The 26,990-nt window shown below is 61.1% G+C and carries 20 protein-coding genes; 7 read left to right on the forward strand and 13 right to left on the reverse strand.

Annotation, left to right across the window (positions count from 1 at the left end):
* Positions 1–64 precede the first annotated feature (64 nt).
* The gene (locus tag KGB29_RS27090; RefSeq protein ID WP_057712683.1) at positions 65–586 is read right to left on the reverse strand and encodes a DUF3617 domain-containing protein; all 522 of its coding nucleotides are present in this window, start codon (positions 584–586) and stop codon (positions 65–67) included.
* Between the two features lie 132 nt (positions 587–718).
* Here KGB29_RS27090 and cls point away from each other — a divergent pair, with 132 nt between their 5' ends.
* Positions 719–2,158: a cardiolipin synthase gene (gene cls / locus KGB29_RS27095; protein WP_154860855.1), complete on the forward strand. Its 1,440-nt coding sequence runs from the start codon at positions 719–721 to the stop codon at positions 2,156–2,158.
* Here cls and cfaB read toward each other — a convergent pair.
* The 5 genes from cfaB to hflK (KGB29_RS27120) form a co-directional block, all read right to left on the reverse strand.
* On the reverse strand, positions 2,155–3,339 hold the full coding sequence (gene cfaB, locus KGB29_RS27100) for a C17 cyclopropane fatty acid synthase CfaB (protein WP_057712681.1): 1,185 nt from the start codon (positions 3,337–3,339) through the stop codon (positions 2,155–2,157). The two genes, cls and cfaB, sit on opposite strands and share 4 nt — an antisense overlap.
* Before the next feature lie 220 nt (positions 3,340–3,559).
* Positions 3,560–5,470, reverse strand: a complete 1,911-nt coding sequence (locus KGB29_RS27105; RefSeq protein ID WP_154909754.1) for a cation-translocating P-type ATPase — start codon at positions 5,468–5,470, stop codon at positions 3,560–3,562.
* The gene (gene hflK / locus KGB29_RS27110) at positions 5,467–6,525 is read right to left on the reverse strand and encodes a protease modulator HflK (protein ID WP_154909752.1); all 1,059 of its coding nucleotides are present in this window, start codon (positions 6,523–6,525) and stop codon (positions 5,467–5,469) included. The genes KGB29_RS27105 and hflK (KGB29_RS27110) overlap by 4 nt, the downstream gene beginning before the upstream one ends.
* Positions 6,522–7,559: a protease modulator HflC gene (gene hflC / locus KGB29_RS27115; RefSeq protein ID WP_154909750.1), complete on the reverse strand. Its 1,038-nt coding sequence runs from the start codon at positions 7,557–7,559 to the stop codon at positions 6,522–6,524. Before hflC ends, hflK (KGB29_RS27110) begins: the two co-directional genes overlap by 4 nt.
* The gene (gene hflK / locus KGB29_RS27120) at positions 7,556–9,514 is read right to left on the reverse strand and encodes a protease modulator HflK (protein ID WP_154909853.1); all 1,959 of its coding nucleotides are present in this window, start codon (positions 9,512–9,514) and stop codon (positions 7,556–7,558) included. The genes hflC and hflK (KGB29_RS27120) overlap by 4 nt, the downstream gene beginning before the upstream one ends.
* A gap of 214 nt (positions 9,515–9,728) precedes the next feature.
* Between hflK (KGB29_RS27120) and lpdA the strand changes: the two genes are divergently transcribed.
* Positions 9,729–11,129 carry a dihydrolipoyl dehydrogenase gene (lpdA, locus tag KGB29_RS27125; RefSeq protein WP_057712677.1) on the forward strand — a complete coding sequence of 467 codons (1,401 nt, stop codon included), beginning with the start codon at positions 9,729–9,731 and terminating at the stop codon, positions 11,127–11,129.
* Between the two features lie 112 nt (positions 11,130–11,241).
* Here lpdA and KGB29_RS27130 read toward each other — a convergent pair whose 3' ends face one another.
* Positions 11,242–11,715: an Lrp/AsnC family transcriptional regulator gene (locus tag KGB29_RS27130; protein WP_007969928.1), complete on the reverse strand. Its 474-nt coding sequence runs from the start codon at positions 11,713–11,715 to the stop codon at positions 11,242–11,244.
* Positions 11,716–11,860: 145 nt separating this feature from the next.
* Between KGB29_RS27130 and KGB29_RS27135 the strand changes: the two genes are divergently transcribed.
* Positions 11,861–12,490: a LysE family translocator gene (locus KGB29_RS27135; protein WP_154860851.1), complete on the forward strand. Its 630-nt coding sequence runs from the start codon at positions 11,861–11,863 to the stop codon at positions 12,488–12,490.
* Between the two features lie 3 nt (positions 12,491–12,493).
* Here the strand turns inward: KGB29_RS27135 and KGB29_RS27140 are convergent, their stop codons facing one another.
* From KGB29_RS27140 to KGB29_RS27160, 5 genes are all read right to left on the reverse strand, one after another.
* Positions 12,494–14,611 (reverse strand): hypothetical protein, encoded by a 2,118-nt coding sequence (locus KGB29_RS27140; protein ID WP_154909748.1) that lies wholly within the window; start codon positions 14,609–14,611, stop codon positions 12,494–12,496.
* Positions 14,598–15,794 (reverse strand): DUF3142 domain-containing protein, encoded by a 1,197-nt coding sequence (locus tag KGB29_RS27145; RefSeq protein WP_154909747.1) that lies wholly within the window; start codon positions 15,792–15,794, stop codon positions 14,598–14,600. The genes KGB29_RS27140 and KGB29_RS27145 overlap by 14 nt, the downstream gene beginning before the upstream one ends.
* A 202-nt stretch (positions 15,795–15,996) precedes the next feature.
* On the reverse strand, positions 15,997–18,027 hold the full coding sequence (locus KGB29_RS27150) for a pyridoxamine 5'-phosphate oxidase family protein (protein ID WP_154860849.1): 2,031 nt from the start codon (positions 18,025–18,027) through the stop codon (positions 15,997–15,999).
* 63 nt (positions 18,028–18,090) lie between these two features.
* Complete coding sequence (locus KGB29_RS27155; protein WP_057712671.1) at positions 18,091–18,717, reverse strand: glutathione S-transferase family protein; 627 nt, start codon at positions 18,715–18,717, stop codon at positions 18,091–18,093.
* Positions 18,718–18,844: 127 nt separating this feature from the next.
* Complete coding sequence (locus tag KGB29_RS27160) at positions 18,845–19,747, reverse strand: LysR family transcriptional regulator (RefSeq protein WP_154860847.1); 903 nt, start codon at positions 19,745–19,747, stop codon at positions 18,845–18,847.
* Positions 19,748–20,328: 581 nt separating this feature from the next.
* Here KGB29_RS27160 and KGB29_RS27165 point away from each other — a divergent pair.
* Genes KGB29_RS27165 through KGB29_RS27180 form a run of 4 tightly spaced genes read left to right on the forward strand, consistent with a single transcriptional unit; the run spans position 20,329 to position 25,111 of the window.
* Entirely contained in the window at positions 20,329–21,459 is a 1,131-nt protein-coding gene (locus tag KGB29_RS27165) for an AI-2E family transporter (RefSeq protein ID WP_154909745.1), read from the forward strand.
* Between the two features lie 14 nt (positions 21,460–21,473).
* On the forward strand, positions 21,474–22,985 hold the full coding sequence (locus tag KGB29_RS27170; RefSeq protein ID WP_102669468.1) for an efflux transporter outer membrane subunit: 1,512 nt from the start codon (positions 21,474–21,476) through the stop codon (positions 22,983–22,985).
* On the forward strand, positions 22,978–24,096 hold the full coding sequence (locus KGB29_RS27175) for an HlyD family secretion protein (RefSeq protein WP_154909743.1): 1,119 nt from the start codon (positions 22,978–22,980) through the stop codon (positions 24,094–24,096). Before KGB29_RS27170 ends, KGB29_RS27175 begins: the two co-directional genes overlap by 8 nt.
* Positions 24,086–25,111 (forward strand): DUF2955 domain-containing protein, encoded by a 1,026-nt coding sequence (locus tag KGB29_RS27180; protein ID WP_150812675.1) that lies wholly within the window; start codon positions 24,086–24,088, stop codon positions 25,109–25,111. The genes KGB29_RS27175 and KGB29_RS27180 overlap by 11 nt, the downstream gene beginning before the upstream one ends.
* Positions 25,112–25,157: 46 nt before the next feature.
* On the opposite strand, the gene glmS is transcribed toward KGB29_RS27180, so the two are convergent.
* Positions 25,158–26,990: a glutamine--fructose-6-phosphate transaminase (isomerizing) gene (glmS, locus tag KGB29_RS27185; protein ID WP_150812674.1), complete on the reverse strand. Its 1,833-nt coding sequence runs from the start codon at positions 26,988–26,990 to the stop codon at positions 25,158–25,160.

A 26,990-nucleotide genomic window follows, 5' to 3' on the forward strand; every position in this document is an offset into this window, starting at 1 on the left:
CTCCCACAGGGGATTTGTGTGCGACACATAACCAATGTGGGAGCGAGCCTGCTCGCGAAGCTTTTTAAGCTCTTGGCTTCACCGTGCCGCAATCCTGCCCCAACCAGACGGCGCGGGACTCGAGGCTGCCCTTCTGCTGAATGCCGGTGGCGTTGAACGTCCCGTTGACCTTGGTGGTGAATTCACGATCACTGAGGAACGTCGCCACGCCGGCTCCCTGGGCTTTCGGGCAGCTGAAACGGAATTTCCACTGATTGCCGGAGCGGTCGGTGATTTCCTGTTTGCAGCCCGACTGCGGATCGGTCAGCGGAATGTTGTCGGTCTTGACCTGTTCAGGGGTCAGGCACGCCCGGATCCCTTTACCGCCCATGGTGATGCCCTGCTTTTCCAGCTGCGCACGCTGCTCGGGAGTCATCTGGTTCTGGATCTGGCCGAGGATCAATTGCAGGTCCGGCATATTCTGCTCGTCGACCTTCATGTTGCTCGTGGTCAGCTCCCACAATCCTGGTTGCAGCATTTGCGCGTGAGCCGCCACAGGAAGTGCCAAACCCAGTGCCATGGCCAAACCCAGCAGACGAACGTTCATCGAGTAACTCCTGATCAGTAGTGGCCGTTAGACGTCAGCCGCGGGCTTCGGTTCATGGTCGAATTAATTAGCGACATTCTGCACGGAACATGGTCTGTTAAGCACTGAATCTTCAGGAGCAAGGCAGCCCCCATGGATTACTTCGGACCACATATTTTCGGTTATACCATCGCCCTGTTGCACTCGCTGGGCATGATTGCGGCCATACACGCCGTGTTGACCGTCCGTACCGCCCAAGGCTCGATCGCCTGGGCCCTGTCGCTGTTTTTCATCCCTTACCTGACGCTGATCCCTTACCTGATGTTCGGCCGCAGCACCTTTGATGGCTACATCAAGGCCCGGCGGCAGGCCAACGACGAGATGCGCAAGGCTGTTTCCGAACTCAACTGGCGGCCCTGGGTAGAAGAAGCCCTCACCGCCCGCGCTTCTTCTGCCTACGCCTCGCTCAGAGCGATGCCCAAGCTCGGACACATGCCCTGCCTGGCCAATAACCAGATGCGGTTGTTGATCAACGGCCAGTCGACGTTCGAGGCCATTTTCGATGCCATCGGCCAAGCGAAAGAGGCCGTGCTGATCCAGTTTTTCATCGTCCACGACGACCGTCTCGGTCAACGCCTGCAGACTTTGCTGTTGAAGAAAGCCGCCGAAGGCGTAGCGATCTATCTGTTGTATGACCGAATCGGCAGCCATTCCCTACCCAACGGCTACGTGCAGGCCTTGCGTGATGGCGGGGTCGAGGTCAAGGCTTTTGGCCCCCGTAATGGCTGGTTCAATCGCTTTCAGGTGAACTTCCGTAACCATCGCAAAATTGTGGTGGTGGACGGCATTCTCGGCTTCGTTGGCGGGCACAACGTCGGTGATGAATACATGGGCGAGAAACCGCCCCTGGCCCCTTGGCGCGATACCCACGTGCAAGTGCGCGGGCCAGTGGTGGCGTGCATGCAGGAGTCTTTCGCTGAAGACTGGTTCTGGGTGGCTCATGCCCTGCCGCCACTGATCCTGCCCGAGGTTTATCCGGAAGACGGCGTGCTGTGCCAGTTGCTCGCCAGCGGGCCGGCAGACGCCTACGAAACCTGTTCTCTGTTCTTTGTCGAAGCGATCCATGCAGCGACGGAACGGATCTGGATCACCAGCCCGTACTTCATCCCCGATGAAGCCGTATTCGCAGCGTTGCGTCTGGCGGTCCTGCGGGGTGTGGATGTGCGGCTGCTGTTGCCGTCTCGACCCGACCATCGAATCGTCTACGCCGCCTCCAGCCTCTACGCCTTCGAAGCCGTGCGCGCCGGTGTTCGGGTGTTCCGTTACGAGCCCGGTTTCCTGCACCAGAAAGTGGTGTTGATCGACCACGAAATCAGCGCCATCGGCAGCGCCAACCTGGACAACCGTTCGTTCCGGCTGAATTTCGAAGTGATGTTGCTGACCGTCGACAGCGCCTTTGCCGCAGAGGTGGAACAGATGCTCAACGATGATTTCGCCAACGCCCACGAAATCGCCAAAGGAGAAGGCCGGGAGACTCACCGCCTGCAGCAGGTCGGCATGCGGGTCGCCCGGCTTATTTCGCCGGTTCTCTAGAGGTAGATATCGTCACGGGTCCATGGCAGTTCATGACTGCCATCGGCGTGGGCCTTCACCGCGAGAATCTGGTGCAGGTTGATCCAGCCCCGGGCAAAGGCGTAAGCGCAACCGGCCAGGTACAGTCGCCAGATACGCAGGGCTTGTTCCGGTACGAGTCTGGAGGCCGCTTCGAGGTTGTCCTCCAGGCGTTCGCTCCAGTGATCGAGCGTACGTGCGTAGTGCAGACGCAAGCTCTCGACGTCGACGATTTCCAGCCCGGCTTCACTGATCTCGGCAGAGATCATCGACAAGTGCGGCAACTCGCCGTTGGGGAACACATATTTTCCAATGAATTCACCGGCACCGCGTCCCACCGGACGGCCGTCGGTGTATTTGGCGGTGATCCCATGGTTCATCACCAGGCCACCGTCTTTCACCGCGCCGAACAGGGTCTTGCAGTACTCGGCAAGATTGGCGTGACCGACGTGTTCGAACATGCCGACGCTGACAACCTTGTCGAAACGGCCATCCTGCGGCAGATCGCGATAGTCGAGCAGTTGCAGTTCGACCAGGTCCTCCAGGCCTTCCGCTTTTACGCGTTCCCGGGCCAGGGCCAACTGCTCCTTGCTGAGGGTGATGCCGAACACTTTCGCGCCAAATTCTCGCGCAGCAAAACGCGCCAATCCGCCCCAACCACAACCCACATCCAGCAGATACTCGCCGGGCTGCAGGCGCAGCTTGCGGCACAAATGACGGAACTTGGCTTGCTGGGCTTGTTCCAGGGATTCGCTGCCGGTCTCGAAATAGGCGCAGGAATATGCCATGTCGCTGTCGAGCCACAGCTGATAGAACGCGTTGGAAAGGTCGTAGTGGTAGGAAATCGCCTTGGCGTCCATCTCTTTGTCGTGGGCGTTACGAACCGGCTGATTGTCGTCGCCTTCATCCAGCAACGCCTGGCTCCATTCATCGCAGACGCGGATCACATCGCTGATGGAGCCTTCAAGCTCAAGTTTGCCTTCGACAAATGCAGCACCAAGGGCGTCCAGACTTGGATGGGTAAACTGGGTGACCATTTGTGGGTCCTTGACCACAATCGTGACACTGGGCGTCGGCCCCAGATTGAATTCATGGCCATCCCAGAGTCTCAGGCGAAGCGGCAATTGCAGATTCTGTAAGGCCGGTGGAAGATGCGCGAGCATGGAGAAGCCCCCTTGTTTCAGACGTCTAAACAGAGGGTAGACCATCTTTGAAAAATAGCTGGCTATCGAATTAATAGCCGTTTTCAATGATTCGCGACGCCAGAACCGGCCGCCGCGAACGCACAAAATGATGTGCCCTCATCTTCAAAGACTACGAACCGGGCGCACAGTTCTAAAAAGTTGAAGCCCCCCGTGATTGCCCGGTTTAGAGCATTCGCCTTCAGGCTTCATCCTTGAGCTTGAGCAGTGGCTCCTGGAACCGCAGCAAACGACCGGCATTGCCCAACACCAGCAAGGTGCTGAGGTTGTGCAGCAACGCCGCAATCATCGCCCCGGCAGCGCCAAGCCAGCCGAACGCGGCGAAGGCCACGATCGCCAGGGTCCAGCCTAGCCCGATGATCACATTCACCTGTAACGTTTGGCGGCACTGACGACTCAGGCGCACGCAAGTACCGAGGCGGCGCAGGTCACTGCCGATCAGCACGATATCCGCCGATGCCAAGGCGATGTCCGCACCGCCCGCGCCCATGGCGACACCCACCACGCCAGCCTTGAGGGCCAGGGAATCGTTGATCCCATCACCGACCACCATCGGCCGGAAACCGCTGTCGATTTCCTTGAGCACACGCTTCAGTTTGTCTTCGGGCAGTGCCTGCGCTTCGACATCACTGATCCCGACATCCCGGGCGAGCGTTTGTGCGACGCTGTGCCGGTCACCGGTGAGCAACACCTGGCGACCCAACCCGAGGTCGCGCAACTCACCCAAGGCAAATTGCGCCTCGGGTTTGACGCTGTCGGCCAACAACAACCAGGCGAGAAATTCACCGTTGAGCGCCAGCCCGGCAATCGGACCGTCGTGATCGGGAACCTCCGTTGTACTGATGCCCAGTTGCGCGAACAGCTCCGGCCGGCCGAGCGCCGCTTCGCCCTGCCCGGTCATCGCCACCACGCCCAGGCCCTGGCGCTCATGGATGTCAGTAAGCAGCAGGAAATGCTCCTGGGTCACCAACCCCGCGAGAGCACGACTGACCGGATGACTGCTGGCCGAGCCAAGGCTGGCGGCGAGCGTCAGGAGATGACTGCGATCCTCCAGCGGACTGTCGATGGATTGCAGCCGCAAGGTGCCGAAGGTCAGCGTCCCGGTCTTGTCGACCACCAGCGAAGTCAGGTCCGCCAACTCTTCAAGGAACGCAGAACTGCGAATCAGAATCCCGTGGCGTGCCGCTACCGCCACCCCGGCAATCGCCGTGGCCGGCGCCGACAACACCAGCGCACAAGGACAGGCCGCCACCAACACCGCGAGCATCGCTTGAGCGTTGTTGGTGATGAACCAGGTCACCGCCGCCAGCAGCAACACCAGCACCATATAGCTGCCCGCGTAACGCTCCAGCAGACGAGTGATCGGCGGTTTCGAGCGCTCGGCGTTTTGCATCAGAGCGATGACTTTGCCGAGGGTCGATTCCTGGCCGATGCGGGTCACTTCGATCCGTAGCAGACCGTCGAGGTTGATCGCGCCGCCGAACACCGACATGCCGACGCCCGCCTCCATCGGTACCGATTCGCCGGTAATGGAGGCGGTGTCCAGGCTGGCCTGGCCGGACAACACCCGGCCATCCGCGGGCACCCTGTCCCCGGCACGGACCTCGACCAGGTCGCCCGCCTTGAGCGTACCGTTGTCGACTTCGATGATGGAGCCGTCCGCCTGAACCTTGCGCGCGTGGCTGCGGGTCAGTTTGCCGAGGGCGTGAATCGCCTCTTGGGAACCGATCACGCTGCGCTCCTCCAGCACGTGCCCGAAGATCATGATGATCGGCAACAGGGCCGCCGTCAGCAGATCCCCGGTGGCCCAGGCACCCAGCATGGCCAGGGCAATCAATTGATCGGTGATGCCGTGCAGGCTTGGATAGCGCAGGCTGTACCAGGCTGAACGCATGACCGGAACGGCGACCAGCAACGAGGCAAAACCCAGCAGCAGTTGACTGACACCAGTCTGCTCCGGCGCCAGCCAACGCCAGATCAAGCCCAGCGCGAGCAGGCCCAACGCGAGCATGGCCAGGGTCAACTGGCGCGCGGCGCGGCGCTGTTCGGCCGATGACAACAGGCTCGGTGCAGCGGTTGTTTGAGCAGTCATTGTGCAGGTCCCTGAATGATCAGGCGGGAATCGTCTTTGGGATCGACAGTCGTGACCGAGCCAGCCTGGCCGAGAATTTTCGGCATCCGCTCGCGATAAATGCGCAGCAGCATTTGCGGGTCAGTCCCCTGCTGCTGAGCCTTGGCCAGGCTCAATACTGTGGCGGTATCTGCCGAGGCTTTGGCCAGTCGTTCGCTCGCCTGGGCATGGGCCACTTGTAGCGTACGGTCGGCTTGCTCGTTGGCGGTCTGCGTCAACTTCTCGGCTTCGGTGCGTGCATTGGCGACGGCCTTATCGGCTTGCTGGCTGGCCGTCAGTACCGCGTTGAAAGCGTTCACCGCAGGGCTGGGCAGACTCGATTGCACATCGACCCGCGCCACTTCGATCCCCAAGCCCTGCCCCGTTGCGGTGAGTTCGGCCAGCCGTTGATTGATGCCCTGCACCAGATCGCCACGCAAGCGCTCGCGCCGTTCCGCCGCCTGGCTATCAGCGCCGATCAATTCCGGACGAGCGACCAGGATAGTGTCCAGATCCCGTGCGGCCGTGAGCGCGACCGCACTGCGGGTCACCAGACGATCCAGTGCCGGCAACACGTGTTCGCCTTGAAGCACGAATGCATAGGGCTCGGTGACTTTGTAGAAAACCCGCACATCGAGTTGCACCACTCCGGCATCCCCCGTTAACAGATAGCCGGAACCTGCGAGGGCATCGCTGATGGGTGTGGCAAAACTGGCCACGCGATCTGCCTGCATCGCGGCACCACTGCGCAACAAGCCTTCCACTCGGCGCTCGATCACCCGATCCGCCGCCGGCAACAAAATCACCTGCTCGAACGGTTGTGGCCAGGCCAATAACAGCCCGGCATTCTGAATGCGATCCAGCGCGCCGAAATGCAAAACCACTGCGCGATTCTGCGGATCAATCTGCCGCACATTGGAAAACGCCCACGCCAATGCCGCCAACACCGTCACCGCGTAGAGGGCGAGAAACGCCAAGCGCCCGGCCTGAATCCAGGGGCTGCTCAACTCATTTGTTCCACGTGGAACCAAACTCATGGCTGCGATCCGGACTTGTTGTCGAAGCTCGGCGGACCGTCAACCAACACCCGGAACGGTGCGGCGTCGGTACGCAGAATCAGCTTGGTTCCTGGCGTCACCACCGTGCCCAAGGTGTCGAGCGAGCGCAGCAGGTTGTAGAGCTGCGGCGATTGCGCGTAGGCGCGGCCATAAATCTGCGCCGCTTCGACGCGCGATTGCGCTTCGATATCTGCTGCTTTCACCGTGGCATCGGCCTGCACAATTCGCGCATCACGCTCGGCGGCGGAACGAATTTGCGCGGCTTCACGCTTGCCGACGGCCGTGCGCTCAGTAGCGATGGTTTCGCGCTCGGCACGCATCCGGTCGACCGTCGCGGTGAGCGTCACCGAAGGCAGCGTCAATCGCTCGATACCGACCTGCAACACGCGCACACCATAAGTGGTGAGCAACTGCTGATCTATTTGCTTGCGCAGTTGTGTTTCGAAATCGGCGATGCGTACCTGGCTGGCATCTGTATTGACCAGGTTCGCCAGATCAAAACTGCTGGCGGTGGTTTCCAGCGCGGAGCCGACAAAGGTGCGAATCTGCCGCGCGGCTTCATCGGGCTGGTTCTGCACCGCCCGCATGAAACGTTGCACATTGTCCGGATCGCCCTGCACCTGCCACGCGACATAGGCTTGAACGATGATGCGCAGACCGTCCCGCGTGCCGACATCCTGCAAACCGCTCGACGTGGTACGCAGCCGCAGATCCACAGGGATCGCTGCTTCGAACGGTGCCGGCCAGCGCCAGCCCAGTCCCGGCTCCAGCAAGACCCGTGAGGGGTTGCCGAAGCGCGTGATCACCGTGGCCTCACCCGAGCGCACCTGCACCAGGCTCGCGGCAGCGACCGCAAACGCCACCAGCAATGCCGCCCACCCCATCCGACGCCATGGGAATGGACCGGCCTCCTGCGGATCGCCGTGATGATGATGGCCGTGGTGATGGTGCCCGCCATGGCCGTGATCGTGGCCGGCGTGGTCATCGTGATCGTGAGTATGGGACTGGCTCAATTGGCAGCTCCTGGCTGAGCGGTTTTACGCGACGGCGCAGGGTCAACCGGCAGCGTGAACGTACGGAGGTCGATAGTCGGCGCATTGCTGCTGCCGCCCAGACGATGATCGAGAACCAGCAATCTAGCATTGGCCAAACCCTGGGATAGCTGGCTGAAATACTGTTCCAGCACAAAGGCCTGACCGGCGCTGGCATAGGCTTTCTGTTCGGCGTTGAATTTCAGGTCCGCTGCCTGAGCGCCAGCATTGATTTCGCGGGCGCTGGCCGTCGCCTGATCGCGGGCGATGCTGGCCTGCAACTGCGCCTGATTGGTAGCTTCAGCAGCGGCACCACGTTCACGGGCGATCAAGGCTTGCGCGCCAATCTGCGCCGCTTGCACGCCGTGATAGGCGTTGGCTGCTCCGGCCGGGGGGTGAATCGCCTCGACCACCGTGGCGAGAATTTCCACGCCGCTGTCGAGTTTTTGCAGGTCCGCCTGAACCGCGCGGCCGATCTCTTCAGCCAGCCCTACCCTGTCCTCGCCAAGCAATCCGTCGAGAGTGCGCGAGGCGAAGTCGTGAACCAGGATTCGGCTGGCGGTGCTGCGAATCAACATCGGTACATCGGCACTGTTATAGGTCGCAGCCAACGCCGCCTCATCGCTCAGACCAATGCGATAGACGAAGCGTACGTCCATGTTGACGATCTGAAAGCTCTGCTTGTCGGCTCGGCTGCTGGCGATCACCTGGGACTTGTCGTTCACATGGCTGGCGTCCCACAGACGATTGGCAACTGCCGGGGCCGGGCCTTCAGCGGGGTCTGCCTGAGTAGGGGGCGTGGTTTCGCCAACACTGGTGGCCAACTCGTGTACCACGCCATTCTCGACGCTCAACACCCGGCCCAATGGCCAAGGCAACCCCATATGCAAACCTGGGCCAAACACCTCCACTGGCTTACCGAATCGTTCGTAGATGCCACGCTCTTGCAGGGCAATTTCGTGAATGCCGGTCAGCGACCAGCCAACAAGTGCAACCACCGCCAACACCGGCAGGAAGGCCCGACGCATGTAAGTGAAGGCCCAGATCTGCCGCAGGTCGATGCCGAAGCGGTTATGCAATTCGTGCTGCAACGCCAGCAATGGCTGTGGTGGCCAGCGCAACATGTCAGCGATAAAACTGCGCGCCAGTAGCTCTGGTTCAAGACGTTCACGGCGCGGGCTGAACAATGACAACACCGCGCGCAGCAACAGTTCTGCCGCCACCAGCCCCGGCAGCAGTCCAATCAACACCGCCAGGTGTACGGGCCATACCGAGGTTTCATCGGCAAACAACAGACAAAAAGCACCGAGCGCCAGGCTGATGATCGCCACACGGATCAATTGCGCCAACGTAGCGGCTTCAGGCCATTTCGCGCTGTTTTCCTGCGCCAGATGACGCTCCATCACCAACAGGCCAAACGCCAACAGCAAGAAGCACGCTGCCCCGACATTGGCTGCCAGCCCCAGTGCTGCCGGGGGCAGTGTGAGGTTCCAGGCCTGTTCGACGCCCAATACCGCCAACAATCCCCAGCCACCAAGCCACAGCGTTGGCGCGCCGATTTGCCCTAGCAGGTGCTGCGATTGCAGGCTGATCCGGTCCAGCAAACGCTCATACCACCCCGAAGGCGCGACAGATTCGTCGACAGCAATCACCTTCCCCACGGGGTTCATGGCGCGGGCACGCCACTGGGCCACCCACCAGGCCGATTGCAAACCCGCCATCAATACGACAAACGCCATGCTCAGGTTCAGCAGCAATGTTGGCCACAGTGTTTGCGAGGAAAACAACACGGCAAAAAACGCCAGCAGCACACCTACTGTCGCGAGCACGCCCGCACCGATGGCGAACTGGCGCAAACGCCGCCCTTGAATGAACGCCTGCTGAAAGCGCGGCAACCCGGCTAACGGCGTTTCATCAACATCGAGATCGACTTGCATACCACCCCAGAGTGTCTTCGCTTGCATGGCAATTCGTTACGATATAACGAAAATGGTGAAATTTTCGTACTCGAGCGCGCTATCTAAAGATGCCCAACCTGTCGCTTGGCTGAAGCCTTGACCGAAATGCGGCAGAACGCACATATTACGTTCGTAATTTTACTCAGGAACTACTTTTACCCATCCCTTCCCCATTCGATCCAGGAGTACATCCATGAGCACTTATGACGTCGTGATACTCGGCGGTGGCCCCGGCGGTTACAACGCGGCGATCCGCGCCGGACAACTGGGTCTGAAAGCTGCCTGCGTGGAAGGACGCGCCACACTCGGCGGCACCTGCCTGAACGTCGGTTGCATGCCATCCAAGGCGTTGCTGCATGCCTCCGAACTGTACGACGCGGCCAAGGGCGCGGAATTCGCCAATCTGGGGATCGAAGTCAAACCCGTGCTCAACCTCAACCAGATGATGAAGCAAAAGGATGAAAGCGTTACCGGGCTGACCAAGGGCATCGAGTTTCTTTTCCGTAAGAACAAGGTCGACTGGATCAGAGGATGGGGCCACATCGACGGGCCGGGCAAAGTCACGGTGACCGATAGCGCCGGCGGCAAGACCGAACTGAGCGCCAGGGACATCATCATCGCCACCGGTTCCGAGCCTACGCCCCTACCCGGCGTGGATATCGATAACAAACGCATCCTCGACTCCACCGGTGCCCTGGCGCTGACCGAGGTGCCCAAGCATCTGGTGGTGATTGGTGCCGGCGTGATCGGCCTGGAGCTTGGTTCGGTATGGCGGCGCCTTGGTGCGCAGGTAACGGTGGTCGAGTTTCTCGACCGGATCTGCCCCGGTGTGGACATCGAAGCCGGCAAAACCCTGCAGCGCTCCCTGAGCAAGCAAGGCTTGAGTTTCAAATTGAGTTCAAAAGTGACCAGCGCCACCACCTCCGCCACCGGCGTGCAGCTCAGCATCGAGCCTGCCGCAGGCGGTGCCGCCGAGCTACTGGAAGCGGATTACGTATTGGTGGCCATCGGGCGCCGACCTTATACACAGGGTCTGGGCCTGGAGAACGTCGGCCTCGCCACGGACAAGCGCGGCATGCTCGCCAACAAAGGACATCGCACCGAAGCCGTCGGGGTCTGGGTGATTGGTGACGTGACGTCCGGCCCCATGCTCGCCCACAAGGCCGAGGACGAAGCCATGGCCTGCGTCGAGCAGATGGTCGGCAAGGCTGGCGAGGTCAATTACAACCTGATCCCCAGTGTGGTCTACACCAAACCGGAGCTGGCCAGCGTCGGCAAGACCGAAGAGCAGCTCAAGGCTGAAGGCCGGGCGTACAAGGTCGGCAAGTTTCCCTTTACCGCCAACAGCCGGGCGAAGATCAACCACGAGACCGAAGGCTTCGCCAAAGTGCTGGCCGATGAACGCACGGACGAAGTCCTCGGCGTGCATCTGGTTGGCCCGAGCGTCAGTGAAATGATTGGCGAGTATTGCGTGGCCATGGAGTTCAGCGCCTCGGCCGAAGACATCGCCCTGACCTGCCACCCACATCCGACCCGTTCAGAGGCCTTGCGCCAGGCGGCGATGAATGTGGAGGGGATGGCGACGCAGATGTAAGACTTGAAGAGTTGCAGTGACTGATTTATCGCCTTCGCGAGCAAGCCCGCTCCCACAAGGATTGCGCTGTACCTGTGGGAGCGGGCTTGCTCGCGAAGGCAGGCGACTCGGTTTAAAGAGGCAAATGCTCCAACGGCAACGCCCCCGGCGCCTTCACCGTGTGAATCGCAAAGTTGCTGCGGATGTCGCTCACCCCCGGCAACTTCAGCAAACGCCCGGTGAGAAACCGGTCATAGGCACGCAAGTCCGGCACCACTACCTGCAGCAGAAAATCCGACTCACCTGATACCAGAAACGCCGAAATCACCTCCGGCAATGCCGTCACCGCCAGTCGAAAGGCTTCGGCTTGCTCATCGTTATGACGCTCGACCTTGACCCCGACAAACACCGTCAGCCCCAACCCCACTTCGTCGCGATCCAGATTGGCCTGGTAGCCGCGAATCACCCCCGCCTCTTCAAGCATCCGCACCCGGCGCAAGCAAGGCGATGCCGACAGGCCGATCTCGTCTGCCAGTTGCACATTGCTCAGGCGGCCATCCCGTTGCAGTGCGGCGAGAATCTTGCGGTCGTAGGCGTCGAGTTTCATGGTTTGGCAGATCCTGATGGTTCAAGCTTGATGAAGTGGCAGATTATGCCAATACATGACCCGATAGAAGCTGACAACGCAAGCACCTGCCCCGCCCTTCAGCCCTAGACTGGCACGACCAAATCGACAACGAATGGGGTGCAACATGCAAGGTCTCTGGCTGTTTTTCATGGCACTGGCGGTGGTCTACCTGTTGCCGGGGCCCGACATGATCCTGCTGTTGCAGACCGGTGCCCGCCAAGGCAAAGGCGCTGCTCTGGCCACGGCCGTGGGCCTGGGCATTGCCCGGGGTTGCCATGTGGCATTGGCGGCGCTGGGGCTGGCGGCACTGTTCAAGGCTGCGCCCTGGACGTTCGACGTGGTACGCCTGGCCGGTGCCGCGTACCTGCTGTGGATCGGCATTCAGTGCCTGCGAACCACGATGCTGCCGAGCCTCACCAGCGCCGACCCAACCGGCGAAAAACCGCGCTGGGGCGCAGCCATCCGACGCGGACTGCTGACCAACCTGCTCAATCCCAAGGCACTGCTGTTTTGCTCGGTGCTGCTACCGCAATTCATCGACCCACAGTCTGGGCCGGTGCTCGGGCAATTTGCGACCTTGGGCGTGGTGCTGGTTAGTGTCGGGTTGCTGTTCGACAGCGCATACGCCCTGGTAGGCGCCGCACTCGGCCGTTGGCTGCAACGCAGCCCCTCAGCCCAGCGCCTGCAACAATGGTTGTTCGGCAGCCTGTTGATCGGTTTCGCCGTGCGGCTGACCTTTGTGCAACAGGCTTGAACCTCACTGCGCCTTGCGGCGGCAACGTTTGAACATCAACAGCGCGGCTACCGCGAACGCCACTACGCTACCAACCTGTAACGGCATCTTGTACGGGCGCAAGGCCGAACGCGCAGCGTCGGTCACTTGGGTCACGTAGCGTTTGTCGGCGTTTTCGAAGTCGGGGTACGGGCACTGGTGGCCGAAATCGGCGGCCCATTCCACGTAAGGCCCTTCTTTGACATAACGCTGATATATCGCACTTTGCTCTTCGAGGCTGCTGTTCCACCCCGACGCCTCGCACAGCACCGCCGCAAACGCCTGACTGGTGTGAGGCAAGTTATCCGCCGCCTTGCTCGCCAGCGCGGTGGCCACGAAGCGATAGTGATAACGCTGATCAGGCTGGGCAGCGCTGGCCTGCTGGCGCTTCACTTCGTCCTCGGCCACCAAAGGACCGACCTTGAGTTCGGTGTTTTCGAGAATGTAGTTACCGCCGAACGTGGCGTAATCCGGCGCCATTTCATAGCCCAGAATGTCCATGCCCCACTCGCGTGCCGTCCAGGCCGCATTGAACAGAGCAGCGGCACGACGGGTCGGCCACCAGGCTGAATCAGCCGCCAGACGTTGCTCGCCATACAGTTTTGCCTTGTGCCGCAAGCCGTCATTGTCGAAGTACGCCGACGCCTGCTCGTAATGCCCCTCGCGCAACAGCCGCCGGCCCAGCAGATTGCGCAGACTCGCCGCCACCGGCAAGGGCACATAGTTGTCGCGGTCCTGCTGGCTGAGCGGCGGCGGGGCCGGCACTTGAGTGTCTACGTAGTGCTTGAGTTCTTCGAGGGTCAACACGCGCTCGGCAACGGTGGCGGCGTCGAACCAGTAAATGCTCTGGCTGCGATACAGCTGATCGAAGGCTTGCAGGTAATCCCCGCGTTGCAGGGCCAGGATCGCACTTTCACCCTCGACCCGGCATTTGGGCTGGAGTGTTTCGTAATCGAAGTCCGGTGTGCGGCGCTCGCCCCAGGATTCATTCTGCGGGAAGGCCTGCGCCGCTTTGGCATAGGCTGCGGCGGCCGCGCTCTTATCGCCCTCACGCACCGCCAGTTTTGCCCGCAGCCACCAGGCCAACCCACCATCGCCAGCCTGTTCGAGGAAAGCCTTGGCGCTGGCGTAATCACCCTGTTGATAATTCATCGCCGCCAGGCGGTCGGCGTTTTCGAGACTGCCACGGGTACTGTTTTGCAGCAGCTTGATCATTTTCTGTTCGTTGGGCGGTTGATCACCGAACGACCACCCCAACCGACTGATCAGCGATGCTGTCACCAATTGCTGCACTGGCTGGCCCTTGAGCAATTCGGCCACTTGATCATCCGGCAGCGTCATCAGGTCCGCCATCAACAGCTTCAACGAGGTGTAGCCCACCGCGGAGCCGTGCAGATTCTGCGTGGCGTACAACTCGATGGCGCGGTTCCAGTCGCCAGCGGTGCGCACCACCCGGGCTTCTTCACCGAGGCTGGCGACACCCAGTTCCAGTGGATCACTGAAGCCGTCGATGCTCAGTTGCCGGGTTTGCTCGAAGGCGTCGCGGGATTGTTCGAGCAAATCCGGAGCCGCATTGGCTTCGGCGCTCATGGCGAACAACGCTCGACCCAACGAGTAAGCCGCCCAGGTACTGCGTGAGGCCCGTTGCTCTGCGGGCAGGGCCAGCACTTTCTTGAAATACCCGGCAGCCAAGGCAGGATCACCCGCGGCAAATGCCACAGCGCCGGCCAGGTACAACCTGAGCTCAGGCGGCAGTTGCGCGCCCTCGCTTTCGACCTGGCGGGCATCGGTCAGGCTGCGCAAGTGTTTCACCAGCACCTGTTGTTCGGCGGAAAGTCCCGCCTGCTCGGCTTGATCGCGCAGCGCTACAGCGTCAGGTACATCCGAGTAGTCAACGCCAGCGGTGACGTTCTTCAACCCGTTGATGGCGTGGCCGAGGCGACTGATTTCGAAGCTGAAGTTGCCTTCCGGCAGCTCCGCCAGCGACTGACCACGGTTATCCAGCAGGCGCATGGGGAAGTCCGGGCCGCAGGCCAGTGCCGAACCCAGCGGCAGGCTGAGGCTCAGGCAAAGCAAATGACGCGGCCAGTTACGGGTGAACATTCGAACCTCCTTGATCAATGTGTGCGCAGCGAGCCCAACCAACGGCACGCTGTCCGCCAGCCGGTATTCGGCCATCACGCAGGCGGGTGAAGGTAAGCAGATCCGGACGCTGTTGCAACGCGTAACCGGCCAAGGCATCGGCCCCCTCACAACCGCTGACCGCCAGTGTCAGGCGTTCGGGCCAGGCGCTGTCGAGATTGCCCTGGTTGCTGATGCCGATGTCATAGAGGCCATTGTCGGCCGAGAGTTTCAGTTTCAATTGACTGTTGAGGACATCACCACGCGCCACGGCGAGCAAAGTGGTCAAGCTCCAGGCCCGACGGTCGTTGGCCAATGGCAGGCGAAACCAGATCAGGCCCGCCAGATGTTTCGGTGGATCGGCACGCAACTCGGTGCCGAGGGTGCGCAATGACTGAGGGTCGGCAAGTAATTCCCGACGCAGTCCTTCACGCTCCACCGTCACTTCGCTTTCCACAACGGGCGCGCCACCCGCCGACGGCAGCAACGCCACGCCATAGGCCGGCAGCGCCAGATAGAACGGTTTCGTCGTGATACGGCTCCAGGCCTTCGTCCATTGCCGGGCCTGATCAGCATCGAACAAGCCACGACGCGGATCGCTCACCGCGTGCACCTGCAACACACTGCTGTCGACTGTGGATAACAGCGCCGGCAGTTCGCGACTGTCGAGCCAGGATGGCAACGCGGTGATGCTCAGTACCAGCGAAGTCGGCAAGGCTCCGCGCAAATGCGCGAGAAATTGGCGGTACTCCGGTAGCCGAGCGTTACCGGCATCGTGGTCGATTTCCACCCCGGCGAGGTTCAGCCCCTGTCCCTGCCAGTCGCCGATCACCTGCCGGATTTGCGCTGTGATCTCATCCTGATCCAGCGCCTTGAGCTGCCCATCCAGGCGAATCACCGCAATCACCGGCCGGCCATCGCGCTTGAGCAGTGCCGGGTCAATCCGGGCCCGACTCCAGCCCGCGTTGGGAAAGGCCTGCAAGGCCAGCACCCGCAACGTCGAAAAGTCGGCGCGGCTATCCCTGAGGGCAGCGTCGTGGGCCGGCGTCCACTGCCGTTGCCAGACGTAGAGTTGCTGATCCAACGGCGGTGCGTCCGGTCTTTCGCAACCGGTGGTCAGCGCCAGCGCTATCAGCAAGACAATGGAGCGAATGAAAAAACCCATGGAAACGCTTGTTCCTGAACTGCAGTAAAGGCTTTACCACAAACCTTGTGGGAGCGGGCTTGCTCGCGAAGGCGTAGTGTCAGCCAACATCACCGTTGCTGACACACTGCATTCGCGAGCAAGCCCGCTCCCACAACGTCCGGGGCTCTGCCCACCCTACTCAGCCATCGACCGACGGGCAATGTTCGCCTGCAATCGTCCTTCAGATATCGAGCACCAATGGCTGCGCGCCCTGCGCCGGAATCGCACAGCAAATCAGCACCTGTCCATCATCCGGCACCTCCGCTGGCGGCAGTGGGTAATGCACCTGACCGCTGATCAAGCGCGTTTTGCAGGTGCCGCAGGAGCCGCCGCGACAACTGAATTCCGGGCGCAGGCCACGGCTTTCCGCCAACTCCAGCAAACTGCCGCCGTCTGGCTGCCAGCGCGCCTCCTTGGCCGAACGCTGGAACACCACGGGTACGGACGTGGTGGCGGCTGGTGGTTGTTCGATGACCACCGCATCGGGGTCCGGTCGCCGGCGCAAGGTGGACGGGCCGAAGGTTTCGGCGTGAATCCGCGAATCGCGAATGTCCAACTCGCGCAAGCCGTCGTACAACGCCTGGGTAAAACTCCCGGGACCGCAGACCACAAAATCCGGCTGATCGTAGTCCTCGACTGTCAGCAGATCCTTGAGCAGCGCGACGTCGATCCGTCCACTGAGGTCGAAGTCCTCTCCTTGTATCGCCTCGGCTTCCGGTTGACTGAGCAAACGCACTACCCGCACCGCGTCACCGGCATCCTCGAGCAAGCGATCCAGTTCGCGGCGAAATGGCTGGTCGGCCAGCGTGCGCGAACTCTGGATGAACCATGTGGGCCGGATACGGCGGGTGCGTAACCCTTGGTAAACCACTTCCCGCAGCATCGATAACAGCGGCGTGATGCCGACCCCGGCCGCCAACAACACCAAGGGTCGACGCTCATGGGGCGCCACGGTGAAATGCCCTTGCGGCGCCCGCGCCTCCAGCAGGTCGCCGACACGAATCTGCTCATGCAAATGCGTAGACACCCGTCCGTCACGCTTCACGCTGATGCGGAAAAAATCATCGGACGGTGCGCTCGATAAACTGTACGTGCGGATATGCACATCGCCATCAATGTTGAAGCGCAAAGGCAAATGCTGCCCGGCCTGGAACAGTGGCAACCCCGCTCCGTCGGCGGGCTCCAGGTAAAGCGAGCGAATGCTGTGGCTTTGCGCTTCAATCCGCGTCACCCGCAACGGCCGCCACTGATCGCCCAGGGCCTTGGCCTGCAAACGCGCCTTGGCCTGCTCCCAGGTACCGGTGAGCAAACTGGTGGGTGAAACGCCGTCGAAGCGCCAGCGCAACGACAGGGCAGCCGGACGACGTACCACTTGCTCGACATCGATCGTCCACAGGCGCTCGGCCCCCTGGAACGCCTCGACCTGAGGACCGTCCAGGATGATTTCGGTGCGCCCACTGAGTTGCAGCAAATCACCGGTATTGAAATCGATGAACAACAACCCGGCCCGGGGATTGAGCAGCAGGTTGCCCAAGGTATTGAAATGCAGGTTGCCGGCGAAATCCGGAATGGTCAGGCGATTGCCTTCCACCTGTACGAAACCGGCCTGACCGCCGCGGTGAGAAACATCCACCGAGCGCTCACCGTCGACGTCCACATAACTGGCAACGAAAAAGGTGTCCGCCTCGGCGATCATGGCTTTGGTCGCGTCATCCAGTTCGCCGAAATGCTGGGCGGCACGGGTCGCAGGATCGGTCAGCGGCACCGAGCGAAACTGGCGCAACTGAATGTACTGCGGGCAATTGCCGAAGGACTGGTCCACCGTCACCGCGAAACCATCCATGGTCATGGCACTGACATGCCCATTGATGCGGTTGCGGCGGCGGGTGTGCAACTCGATGCCCAGCAGTCCGATGGCCGAGCCTTCGCTCAACTGCGCGGGATCATCAAAAGCCGGCAGACTGCGAAATTGCAGCAAGCCAGGTTCTGGCGAATGTGCGAAACCGGGCTGGCCTTCAAGGACACTGGCCCAGGGATGACCGTCGGCATCCACCGCTGCGTACAGCATGAACGGCAATTGTTGATAGAAGGTGCGGTGTTGGTCCGGCATCTCGCTGCGAATCACCTTACGACCGAACGCCTCCATTCGTTCGGCAACGCCCACATGCGCCTGCAATTGTTTCTCGCCGGCATGCCAGGGTGAACGGTCCATACGGCTGCTCCCTTGCGCCTGTGGCGCAGAACGGGGCGGCCCGGCAACACCGGGCCACCAGCATCAGGCGGTTTTTTGCAGGCCGGCGACGGTGCGCGGCATGCCGACAAAACCCGGCAAGGCTTCGATGCGGGCCAGCCAGGCACGAATGTTGGTGTACTCGTCCAGCGACACATTGCCCTCAGGCGCATGGGCGATGTAGCTGTAGGCGGCGACGTCGGCAATCGTCGGATCAGTGCCAGCCAGATACGGCGTATCGGCCAATTCGTGATCGATTACCTTGAGCACGGTATGGGCATAGGCAACCACTTCTGCAGCGTTGTAAGGCGCGCCGAACACAGTAATCAATCTTGCCCGGGCAGGGCCGAAGGCAATCGGACCTGCCGCCACCGACAACCAGCGTTGGACCTTGGCGGCCCCTACCGGATCAGCCGGCAGCCAGCGACCGTTGCCGTACTTTTGCGCCAGGTAAACCAGAATCGCGTTGGAATCGGCCAACACCACGCCCTGATCATCAATCACCGGTACCTGACCGAAAGCATTGAGCGCGAGGAACGCCGGTTGCTTGTGTTCGCCTTTGGCGAGGTCAACGAAGATCAATTCGGTCGGCAGTTTCAGCAGGGACAGCATCAATTCGACACGATGAGCGTGCCCGGAACGTGGGAAGTTGTAGAGTTTGATCGCTTGCATGGTCGACACCTCGGGTGAGTGGTGCTGTTCAGGAGAGACCAGCGCCGATGAGGTGCATACTCTACCTTCAACCAAAACAGCAGAATCACCAAAAAACGCAATCAATTATTTCATTGGGTGAAATAACTCAACACTTGAGCGCCGGATGCTCGCGCAGCGTCTTCACCGCGAAATCAACAAAACTGCGCACCCGGGCCGGCGCTTTACGTCCGCCCTGATAGACCACATGGATGGGCAACGGCGGCAGTTCGAAGTCCGCCAGAATGATTTCCAGCTCACCGGCAGCCACCTTGCTCGCCACTTGATAAGACAGTACCCGCGTGAATCCCAACCCCAGACTGGCTGCCGTGATGGCCGCCTGATTCGCCGTCACCACCAGCCGCGGTTCAGCCCGCACACTCAAGGTTTCACCGTCTTCAATGAATGGCCAACTCCGCAACTGGCCTATGGCCGATGTCGCAATGATCGGCGCCTGGGCCAGTTCCTGTGGATGCCTGGGCCGACCATGGCTGGCCAGAAACTGTGGCGATGCGCAGATCACCCGCCGCACCTCGCCCACGCGGATCGCATGCTGGTTGCTGTCGGGGAGCTCGCCGATGCGGATGGCCACATCAACGCCCTCCTCGACCACGCTCACCACCCGGTCCACCAACAGCGCGTTGATGCAGACCTCGGGGAATTGCGTCAGATAATTCACCATCAACGGCGTGACAAACAGCTCGCCAAACAAGACCGGTGCGGTGATGGTCAGTTGCCCACGGGGATGAATATGGCTGCCCGCTGCCGAGTCCTCGGCTTCCTGCACCTCGGCGAGAATTCTCCGACAATCCTCCAGATATCGCTGACCGGCCTCGCTCAAATAAACGCTGCGCGTCGTACGCGTGAGCAGTTGTGTGCCTATTCGCTTCTCCAGCGCCGCGACCGCTCGGGTGACGCTGGCCGCCGACAGACCCAAACCCCGCGCCGCCGCCGAAAAACCCTGCTCCTTGGCGACAGCAGCGAAGACCTGCATTTCCTGGAAGCGGTCCATGGGACTGTCCTCATTTCAGATAGATAAACCGCAACCGAAGGCCGGAATGTTAAGCGCAAATGTTCAACAACATAGTTGGGCGCCAGACCATCAGGTAAATCAATGGGCTACTGCACTGTAGCGCCTGCACCGCAAAAACCAAGCGTGTCACAAACCTCAAAAAGCGGACCGGGGATTATTGATAATTAATGACGATTATTTTCTTGCGACGAGTGCGACTGTTGGCAATTATTCTGATCAGCCCGCTGCAATGGCAAATGCCCGGTAGAGAAAAAGAACCATTGGTTCAGCTTCCAAACCGCTTCAGTCAAGGGCTCGCAGCGGACCCCATCAACTGCAGCAGGATTCCAGCCTGTATAAACAGGCGGAATATACGACTGCTCCTATACTACAAACCACCTGTTACCTATTGGGTTTTTGGTAGGTACCTCATTGAAGTTTTCTCTACTTAAAGTAAGGCGTTATCGGTTTTTAACGCTTTGACGGCTGCCCGTCGATCCTGCTTTATGGATTCACTTAGTAGGGAAGAGTTGAACTTCAACGGCCTGGCTAACCTGTGTGACACAGCAAGGAGTTCGACAATGTTGCGCACTAATATTTCCGCTAGAGCACTGTCCGGTGGTTTGCTCGATGTACTGATTCGCGCCGGGTTGATTACGGTGCTGGTACTGTTCTGCTTCCAGATCTTCCACCCCTTCCTCAACCTGATGCTCTGGGCAATGATTCTGGCCATTACCCTGTATCCCCTGCATGCGCTCATCAAGCGCAAGCTGGTCAACAAGGACGGTCGTGCCGCCACCCTGATCGTGGTGGTCGCCCTGGCTTTGCTGATGGTACCGATCTACCTGCTGGGCACCTCGATCAGTGAATCGGTCCAGGGCACCCTGGCGGTTCTCAAGTCCGATACGTTGCAGATTCCGCTCCCCAGCGAAAAAATCGCTTCCCTGCCGCTCATAGGCGAGCCGCTCTATGGCTACTGGATGCAGGCCGCCACCGACATGAGCAGCGTGCTCATGAAGCTGATGCCTTACATCAAGTCCGTTGGCCTGACCTTGTTGGGCAAAATGGCCGATGTTGGCGTGGGCTTTCTGTTGTTCATCGGCGCCCTGATCATTGCCGGCGTGTTCATGGCCTATGGCGAAAACGGCGAAAGAAGCGCCCTGGCCATCACCTCGCGCCTTTCCGGACCAGAGCGTGGGCCACGCATTACCGTGCTCTGCACTGCAACCATCCGCGCGGTCGCCCAGGGCGTAGTGGGCATCGCGTTCATTCAGATGTTGCTGGTCGGTGTGGGCTTCGTGCTCATGGGTGTCCCCGGTGCCGGGCTACTGGCCATGGTGGCGCTGTTGATGGGGATCATGCAATTGCCGGTACTGCTGGTGACCCTTCCGGTGATCGCTTTTGTCTTCGCCACCGAAGGGACCAGCCTGGCCACCGTCGTGTTTGGCATCTACAGCCTGATTGCCGGGATGGCCGACAACGTTCTCAAACCGTTGATGCTGGGTCGTGGCGTCGATGTTCCGATGCCGGTGATTCTGATTGGTGCCCTGGGCGGCATGGTAAGCGGCGGCTTCATCGGTTTGTTCATCGGGCCGGTGGCGCTGGCGGTGGGCTACCAATTGTTCTGGCAATGGGTCCAGGACCAACCGTCTGTCGAGCTAATGAACGAGACACCCGAGATCGAGGCGTTGAACGATCAGCGTCCTGTCTGAGGAGTTTGCGCTTGATGCCACGCCCTGCTCGCATCAGCCGGCTTCTGCTCTGTGGCACCGTCGTCCTGGGGGGCTGCGTACAACTGGGCCCGGATTTCCAGTCGCCGGCCCAGCCCTGGGTCGACCACTGGAACAGCCCGGCCCTGGAGGTCGCCGGCCAACAACGCGCGCAACCTGACAGCCGCCAATGGTGGCGCGTGTTCAACGACCCGGTGCTGGACCATTTGATGGCCGAAGCCGATGCCCACAACGCCGACCTGCACCTCGCTGGCCTGCGGGTCATGGAGTCCCGGGCGCAATTGGGTATCGCCCTGAGTGGACGCTACCCGCAATTGCAGCAGGCCAGCGCCGACAGCCTGTACCTGAACCGTCGACAATCGGGCGGCGCCAACCCTCAGGACACGCATTTCTGGCAATACAGCGCCGGTTTCGATATCGGCTGGGAGCTGGATTTCTGGGGGCGTTTCAGCCGTGCCATCGAGTCGGCGGACGCATCCTGGTTTGCCGCCCAGGCCAACTATGAAAATGCCTTGGTGCTGTTGCACGCGCAACTGGCGCAAAACTACTACGCCTTGCGCACCGCCGAGGCGCGCCTGGCCATCGCCCGCAGTAACGCCAAATTGCAAAAACGCAGCTACGAGATCACCGAGCGCCTGTTCAACAGCGGGGCCGAAGCCGAACTTGATCTGCAACAAGCCAAGACCCAGTACCTGGGCACCCTCAGTACCATCCCGGATTTCGAGAGCCAGGTGGCGAGCTTGCGCAATGCGTTGTCCACCCTGATCGGCCAGCCACCCGGCTCGATCCCTGACCTCAATCGCAACACCGGCTTAGTGCCGCTGCTCGATACTGCGGTCTTGCAGGATGTGCCGGCCAACCTGCTGGTGCGGCGCCCCGATGTTCGTGCTGCCGAACTGCAAGTGGCGGCGCAGTCGGCGTTGATCGGTGTGGCCGAGACTGACCTGTACCCCTCCATCAGCCTGCTGGGCAGCATCGTCTGGTCTGCCAGCTCACTCAGCGGTGCATCCAACACCTTGGACATGGTGGCCGGCCCTAGTTTGCGCTGGGACATCTTCGACCACGGCCGGATCACCAACAACGTCCGCGTGCAGGATGCGCGCTTGCAGCAACTGATCGTTATCTACCAGGACAGCGTGCGCCAGGCGGCACGCGAGGCCGACGATGCCGCGACCGGCTTGATCAAGGCACTGGAGCGCGACCGGATCCTCAGCGATGCATCGGTGGCCGCCGAACGTTCGGTGACCCTGGCCAATGCCCAATACCGCGAAGGCTATTCCGATTTCCAGCGCGTGCTGGATGCCCAGCGGGCCCTGTTTGCCCAACAGGATATCTACCTGGTCAACCGTGGCACCGCGGTCAACAGCCTGATCGCCCTATACAAGGCTCTGGGCGGAGGCTGGTACAGCGACCAGCCGATGATCGACCCGGCCACCCGCAAACAAATGCAAGAACGGACCGATTGGGGCGATCTGCTCGACGAACCGAAGGAAAGTGCCAATGACTGACAGCCAACAACCGGCCGCCGAGAAAGCCCCGACACCTGCCGCCGACCCTGCGAAAAAAGCGATCAACTGGGTGGTGGTGCTGATCATCCTGAGCCTGGTCTGGTACCTGATGGCCGACCGTTACACCCCCTACACGCAACAGGCACGGGTGCAGGCCTTCATTGTACCGGTGGCCGCCGAGGTATCCGGCCGGGTGACCAAGGTGCATGTACGCAACAACCAGGACGTAAAGGCTGGCGAATTGCTGTTTGAAGTCAACCCGGAGCAGTACCAGATTGCCGTCGATCGCGCTCGCGCCGACCTTGAGTCAACCCGTCGCCAGGTGGGCGCCAACACCGCCGGCGTCGACTCCAAACAAGCGTCGCTGCGTGCATCCCAGGCCAACGAGCTCAAGGCACGCCAGGACATCCAGCGGCTTGAACGCCTGTACAGAGAAGACCCGGGCACCATCTCGCTGCGACGTCTGGAGATATCCCGCGCAACCCTGGAAGAATCCATCAGCCAGGTCGCCGCGGCCAAGGCCGAAGTGCAACGTGCACGCGAACAACAGGGCGGTAACGAAGACGAAAACGCCCAGTTGCTCAGCGCCGCCAGCAACCTTGAAAAAGCCGAGCTGGACTTGAGCAATACGAAGGTCCACGCGCGCTCGGCCGGCCTGATCACCGATCTGCGCACCGATGTCGGCCAGTTTGCTTCCGCAGGTGCGCCGGTGATGACCCTGATCGCCATCCACGATGTGTGGATCAGCGCCGACATGACCGAAAACAATCTGGGAAGTGTCCAGCCCGGGACGCCAGTGTCCATCGTCCTCGACGCCCTGCCGGGGAGAATTTTCAAAGGCCATGTGCGCAGCGTCGGCTATGGCGTCGAAGTTGGTCAGAGCACTCAGCCGGGTAGCCTGCCGAAAGTGGAGAACAGCCGCGACTGGCTACGCCCTGCCCAGCGCTTTCCGGTGATCATCGAGTTCGAGCCCGGTGAGTTGACCAGCCCGCAAGGCATCCGGTCCGGCGGGCAGGCCGAAGTCATGGCATTTCCGAGTGAAAGTAACCCGCTGAATATCCTGGGTCGCCTGTTCCTGCGCCTGATGAGCTGGATGTCCTATGCGTATTGAGCGCCCGCCCCGGGTTCAGCGCGCCCTGCGCTTGAGCTTCGGCACGGCGCTGTGCCTGGCGGCGAGCTTTGGTCTGGCCCTGCCCATCCCGTTCCTCTCTCCGATGCTGGCGCTGATGATGCTGGCAGCGATGAACCGACCATTGCCGTTCAAGGCCAGCCTGGGCCTGATCCTGATCCTTATGCTGACCACCGGGACCGGCCTGTTGCTCATTCCCCTGCTGCGTTACTACCCGTTCAGCGGTGTGCTGTTGGTCGGACTGTGCCTGTTCCTGGCCTTCGGTTATGGCCTGCGCGGCGGCAACCCGCTGGTGGCGACTTTCCTGGTGGTGGGCCTGACCTTGATCAGTTCGGCCGGAACCGCTGAATTCGCCCTGGCGCTTGAGGTGATCGTGGCCCTGGTCAAGGGGCTGTTCCTGGCCGTCACCACGCTGACCATCAGCCATTGGCTGTTTCCCGACCCCGCCAGTGCCCCCGCGGCCAAACCCGGCCCGAGCCTTACTCCAACCGAAAGCAGTTGGCTGGCGCTACGTGCCACGCTGGTGGTACTGCCGACTTTCCTGCTGGCCATGATCGACCCGGCCAGCTACCTGCCGATCATCATGAAAGCCGTCAGCCTCGGCCAACAAAGCTGCGCGACCAGCGCCCGCACCGCCGGCCAGGAGTTGCTCGGCTCGACCCTGCTTGGTGGCCTGATGGCAATTCTTTTCTGGTGCGCGCTGAGCCTGTTCGTCAACCTGTGGATGTTCTTTCTGTGGATGCTGCTGTTCGGTTTGCTGGCGGCCAGAAAACTCTACGGCCTGGCCCTGACCCGACAGCCACCGAGTTTCTGGCTCAACAGCCTGGCGACCCTGATCATTCTGCTCGGCCAATCGGTACAGGACAGTGCGGCGGGCAAGGACGTCTACACCGCCTTCGCCATCCGCATGGGCCTGTTCATACTGGTGACCTTGTACGCCTGTGTCATGGTCCATCTGCTGGACACGCGGCGCCAGCGTCGAATTACGACCTCCTAGAAAAAGAAAAACCCCCTGAGAAGGGGGTTTTTCACCTGTGGATAACTTATTCCACAGTGACCGACTTCGCCAGGTTGCGCGGCTGGTCAACGTCGGTGCCCTTGAGTACGGCAACGTAGTACGACAGCAGTTGCAGCGGGATGGTGTAGAGAATCGGCGACAGGATGTCGTGGATGTGCGGCATGTGCACAACGTGAGTGCCTTCACCGTTGGTCATGCCGGCCTTCTCGTCAGCGAAGACGATCAACTGGCCACCGCGGGCGCGGACTTCCTGCAGGTTGGACTTCAGCTTCTCCAGCAGTTCGTTGTTCGGCGCCACGGTCACTACTGGCATGTCGTTATCCACAAGCGCCAACGGGCCGTGTTTCAGCTCGCCGGCCGGATAGGCTTCAGCGTGGATGTAGGAGATTTCCTTGAGCTTGAGTGCCCCTTCCATCGCCACCGGGAACTGCGCGCCACGGCCGAGGAACAGCGTGTGGTGTTTCTCGGCGAACAGCTCGGAGATTTTTTCCACGGTGCCGTCCATGGCCAGCGCCTCGCCCAGACGGGTCGGCAAACGACGCAACTCTTCGACCAACGTCGCTTCGACACCCTTGGCCAAGGTGCCACGAACCTGGCCCAGGGAAAGTGTCAGCAACAGCAGGCCAACCAATTGCGTGGTGAAGGCTTTGGTCGAAGCCACACCGATTTCGCGACCGGCCTGGGTCAACAGGGTCAGATCGGATTCGCGCACCAGCGAGCTGATGCCGACGTTGCAGATCGCCAGGCTGGCGAGGTAACCCAGTTCCTTGGCGTTGCGCAGCGCGGCCAAGGTATCGGCTGTCTCACCGGACTGGGAAATGGTCACGAACAAGGTGTCCGGCTGCACCACCACCTTGCGGTAGCGGAATTCGCTGGCGACTTCGACCTGGCACGGAATGCCGGCCAGCTCTTCGAGCCAGTAACGCGCGACCATGCCTGCGTGGTAGCTGGTGCCACACGCGACGATCTGTACGTTACGCACTTTGGCGAACAGTTCGGCCGCCTGTGGGCCGAATGCCTGTACCAGGACTTGGTTCTGGCTCAGGCGACCTTCCAGGGTGCGCTGCACCACGGACGGTTGCTCGTGGATTTCCTTGAGCATGAAGTGGCGGAACTCGCCCTTTTCAGCGGCTTCGGCGCCGTCGCGATACTGCACGGCTTCGCGCTCGACAGCCTTGCCGTCAACGTCCCAGATCTGCACGCTGTCGCGGCGGATTTCGGCGATATCGCCTTCTTCCAGGTACATGAAACGGTCGGTGACCTGACGCAGAGCCAACTGGTCGGACGCCAGGAAGTTTTCCCCCAGGCCCAGGCCGATCACCAGCGGGCTGCCGCTGCGGGCTGCAACCAGGCGATCCGGTTGCTGAGCGCTGATCACTGCCAGGCCGTAAGCACCGTGCAACTCTTTGACAGTTGCCTTGAGGGCCACGGTCAGGTCGCTCAGATCCTTGAGCTTGTGGTTCAGCAGGTGAGCGATGACTTCGGTGTCGGTGTCCGAGGTGAACACATAACCCAGGGCCTTGAGTTGTTCACGCAGGGCTTCGTGGTTTTCGATGATGCCGTTATGCACCACCGCCAGGTCGCCGGAAAAATGCGGGTGGGCATTGCGCTCGCACGGCGCACCGTGAGTAGCCCAGCGGGTGTGGGCAATGCCCAGACGCCCGAGCAGCGGCTCGGCGGCCAACGCCTGCTCCAGCTCACTGACCTTGCCCGGACGACGCAGGCGCTCGAGTTTTTCGTCGTTGGTGTAGACCGCAACGCCGGCACTGTCATACCCGCGGTATTCCAGACGCTTCAAGCCTTCGACGAGGATGGCGGTGATGTTACGTTCTGCGACTGCGCCGACAATTCCACACAT

This window comes from Pseudomonas sp. BF-B-30, from assembly GCF_019956305.1.
Lineage (GTDB): Bacteria > Pseudomonadota > Gammaproteobacteria > Pseudomonadales > Pseudomonadaceae > Aquipseudomonas > Aquipseudomonas jessenii.

Bases quoted from the DNA above. Each gene is read 5' to 3' on its own strand.
- KGB29_RS27160 (WP_154860847.1), bottom strand. From the start codon at position 19,747: ATGGACCGCTTCCAGGAAATGCAGGTCTTCGCTGCTGTCGCCAAGGAG.
- KGB29_RS27130 (WP_007969928.1), bottom strand. From the start codon at position 11,715: ATGAAACTCGACGCCTACGACCGCAAGATTCTCGCCGCACTGCAACGG.
- hflK (WP_154909853.1), bottom strand. From the start codon at position 9,514: ATGCAAGTCGATCTCGATGTTGATGAAACGCCGTTAGCCGGGTTGCCG.
- KGB29_RS27090 (WP_057712683.1), bottom strand. From the start codon at position 586: ATGAACGTTCGTCTGCTGGGTTTGGCCATGGCACTGGGTTTGGCACTT.
- KGB29_RS27105 (WP_154909754.1), bottom strand. From the start codon at position 5,470: ATGACTGCTCAAACAACCGCTGCACCGAGCCTGTTGTCATCGGCCGAA.
- KGB29_RS27155 (WP_057712671.1), bottom strand. From the start codon at position 18,717: ATGCAAGCGATCAAACTCTACAACTTCCCACGTTCCGGGCACGCTCAT.
- cfaB (WP_057712681.1), bottom strand. From the start codon at position 3,339: ATGCTCGCGCATCTTCCACCGGCCTTACAGAATCTGCAATTGCCGCTT.
- lpdA (WP_057712677.1), top strand. From the start codon at position 9,729: ATGAGCACTTATGACGTCGTGATACTCGGCGGTGGCCCCGGCGGTTAC.
- KGB29_RS27150 (WP_154860849.1), bottom strand. From the start codon at position 18,027: ATGGACCGTTCACCCTGGCATGCCGGCGAGAAACAATTGCAGGCGCAT.
- glmS (WP_150812674.1), bottom strand. From the start codon at position 26,990: ATGTGTGGAATTGTCGGCGCAGTCGCAGAACGTAACATCACCGCCATC.
- KGB29_RS27165 (WP_154909745.1), top strand. From the start codon at position 20,329: ATGTTGCGCACTAATATTTCCGCTAGAGCACTGTCCGGTGGTTTGCTC.
- KGB29_RS27140 (WP_154909748.1), bottom strand. From the start codon at position 14,611: ATGTTCACCCGTAACTGGCCGCGTCATTTGCTTTGCCTGAGCCTCAGC.
- KGB29_RS27180 (WP_150812675.1), top strand. From the start codon at position 24,086: ATGCGTATTGAGCGCCCGCCCCGGGTTCAGCGCGCCCTGCGCTTGAGC.
- KGB29_RS27135 (WP_154860851.1), top strand. From the start codon at position 11,861: ATGCAAGGTCTCTGGCTGTTTTTCATGGCACTGGCGGTGGTCTACCTG.
- KGB29_RS27145 (WP_154909747.1), bottom strand. From the start codon at position 15,794: ATGGGTTTTTTCATTCGCTCCATTGTCTTGCTGATAGCGCTGGCGCTG.
- KGB29_RS27175 (WP_154909743.1), top strand. From the start codon at position 22,978: ATGACTGACAGCCAACAACCGGCCGCCGAGAAAGCCCCGACACCTGCC.
- hflK (WP_154909752.1), bottom strand. From the start codon at position 6,525: ATGAGTTTGGTTCCACGTGGAACAAATGAGTTGAGCAGCCCCTGGATT.
- cls (WP_154860855.1), top strand. From the start codon at position 719: ATGGATTACTTCGGACCACATATTTTCGGTTATACCATCGCCCTGTTG.
- KGB29_RS27170 (WP_102669468.1), top strand. From the start codon at position 21,474: ATGCCACGCCCTGCTCGCATCAGCCGGCTTCTGCTCTGTGGCACCGTC.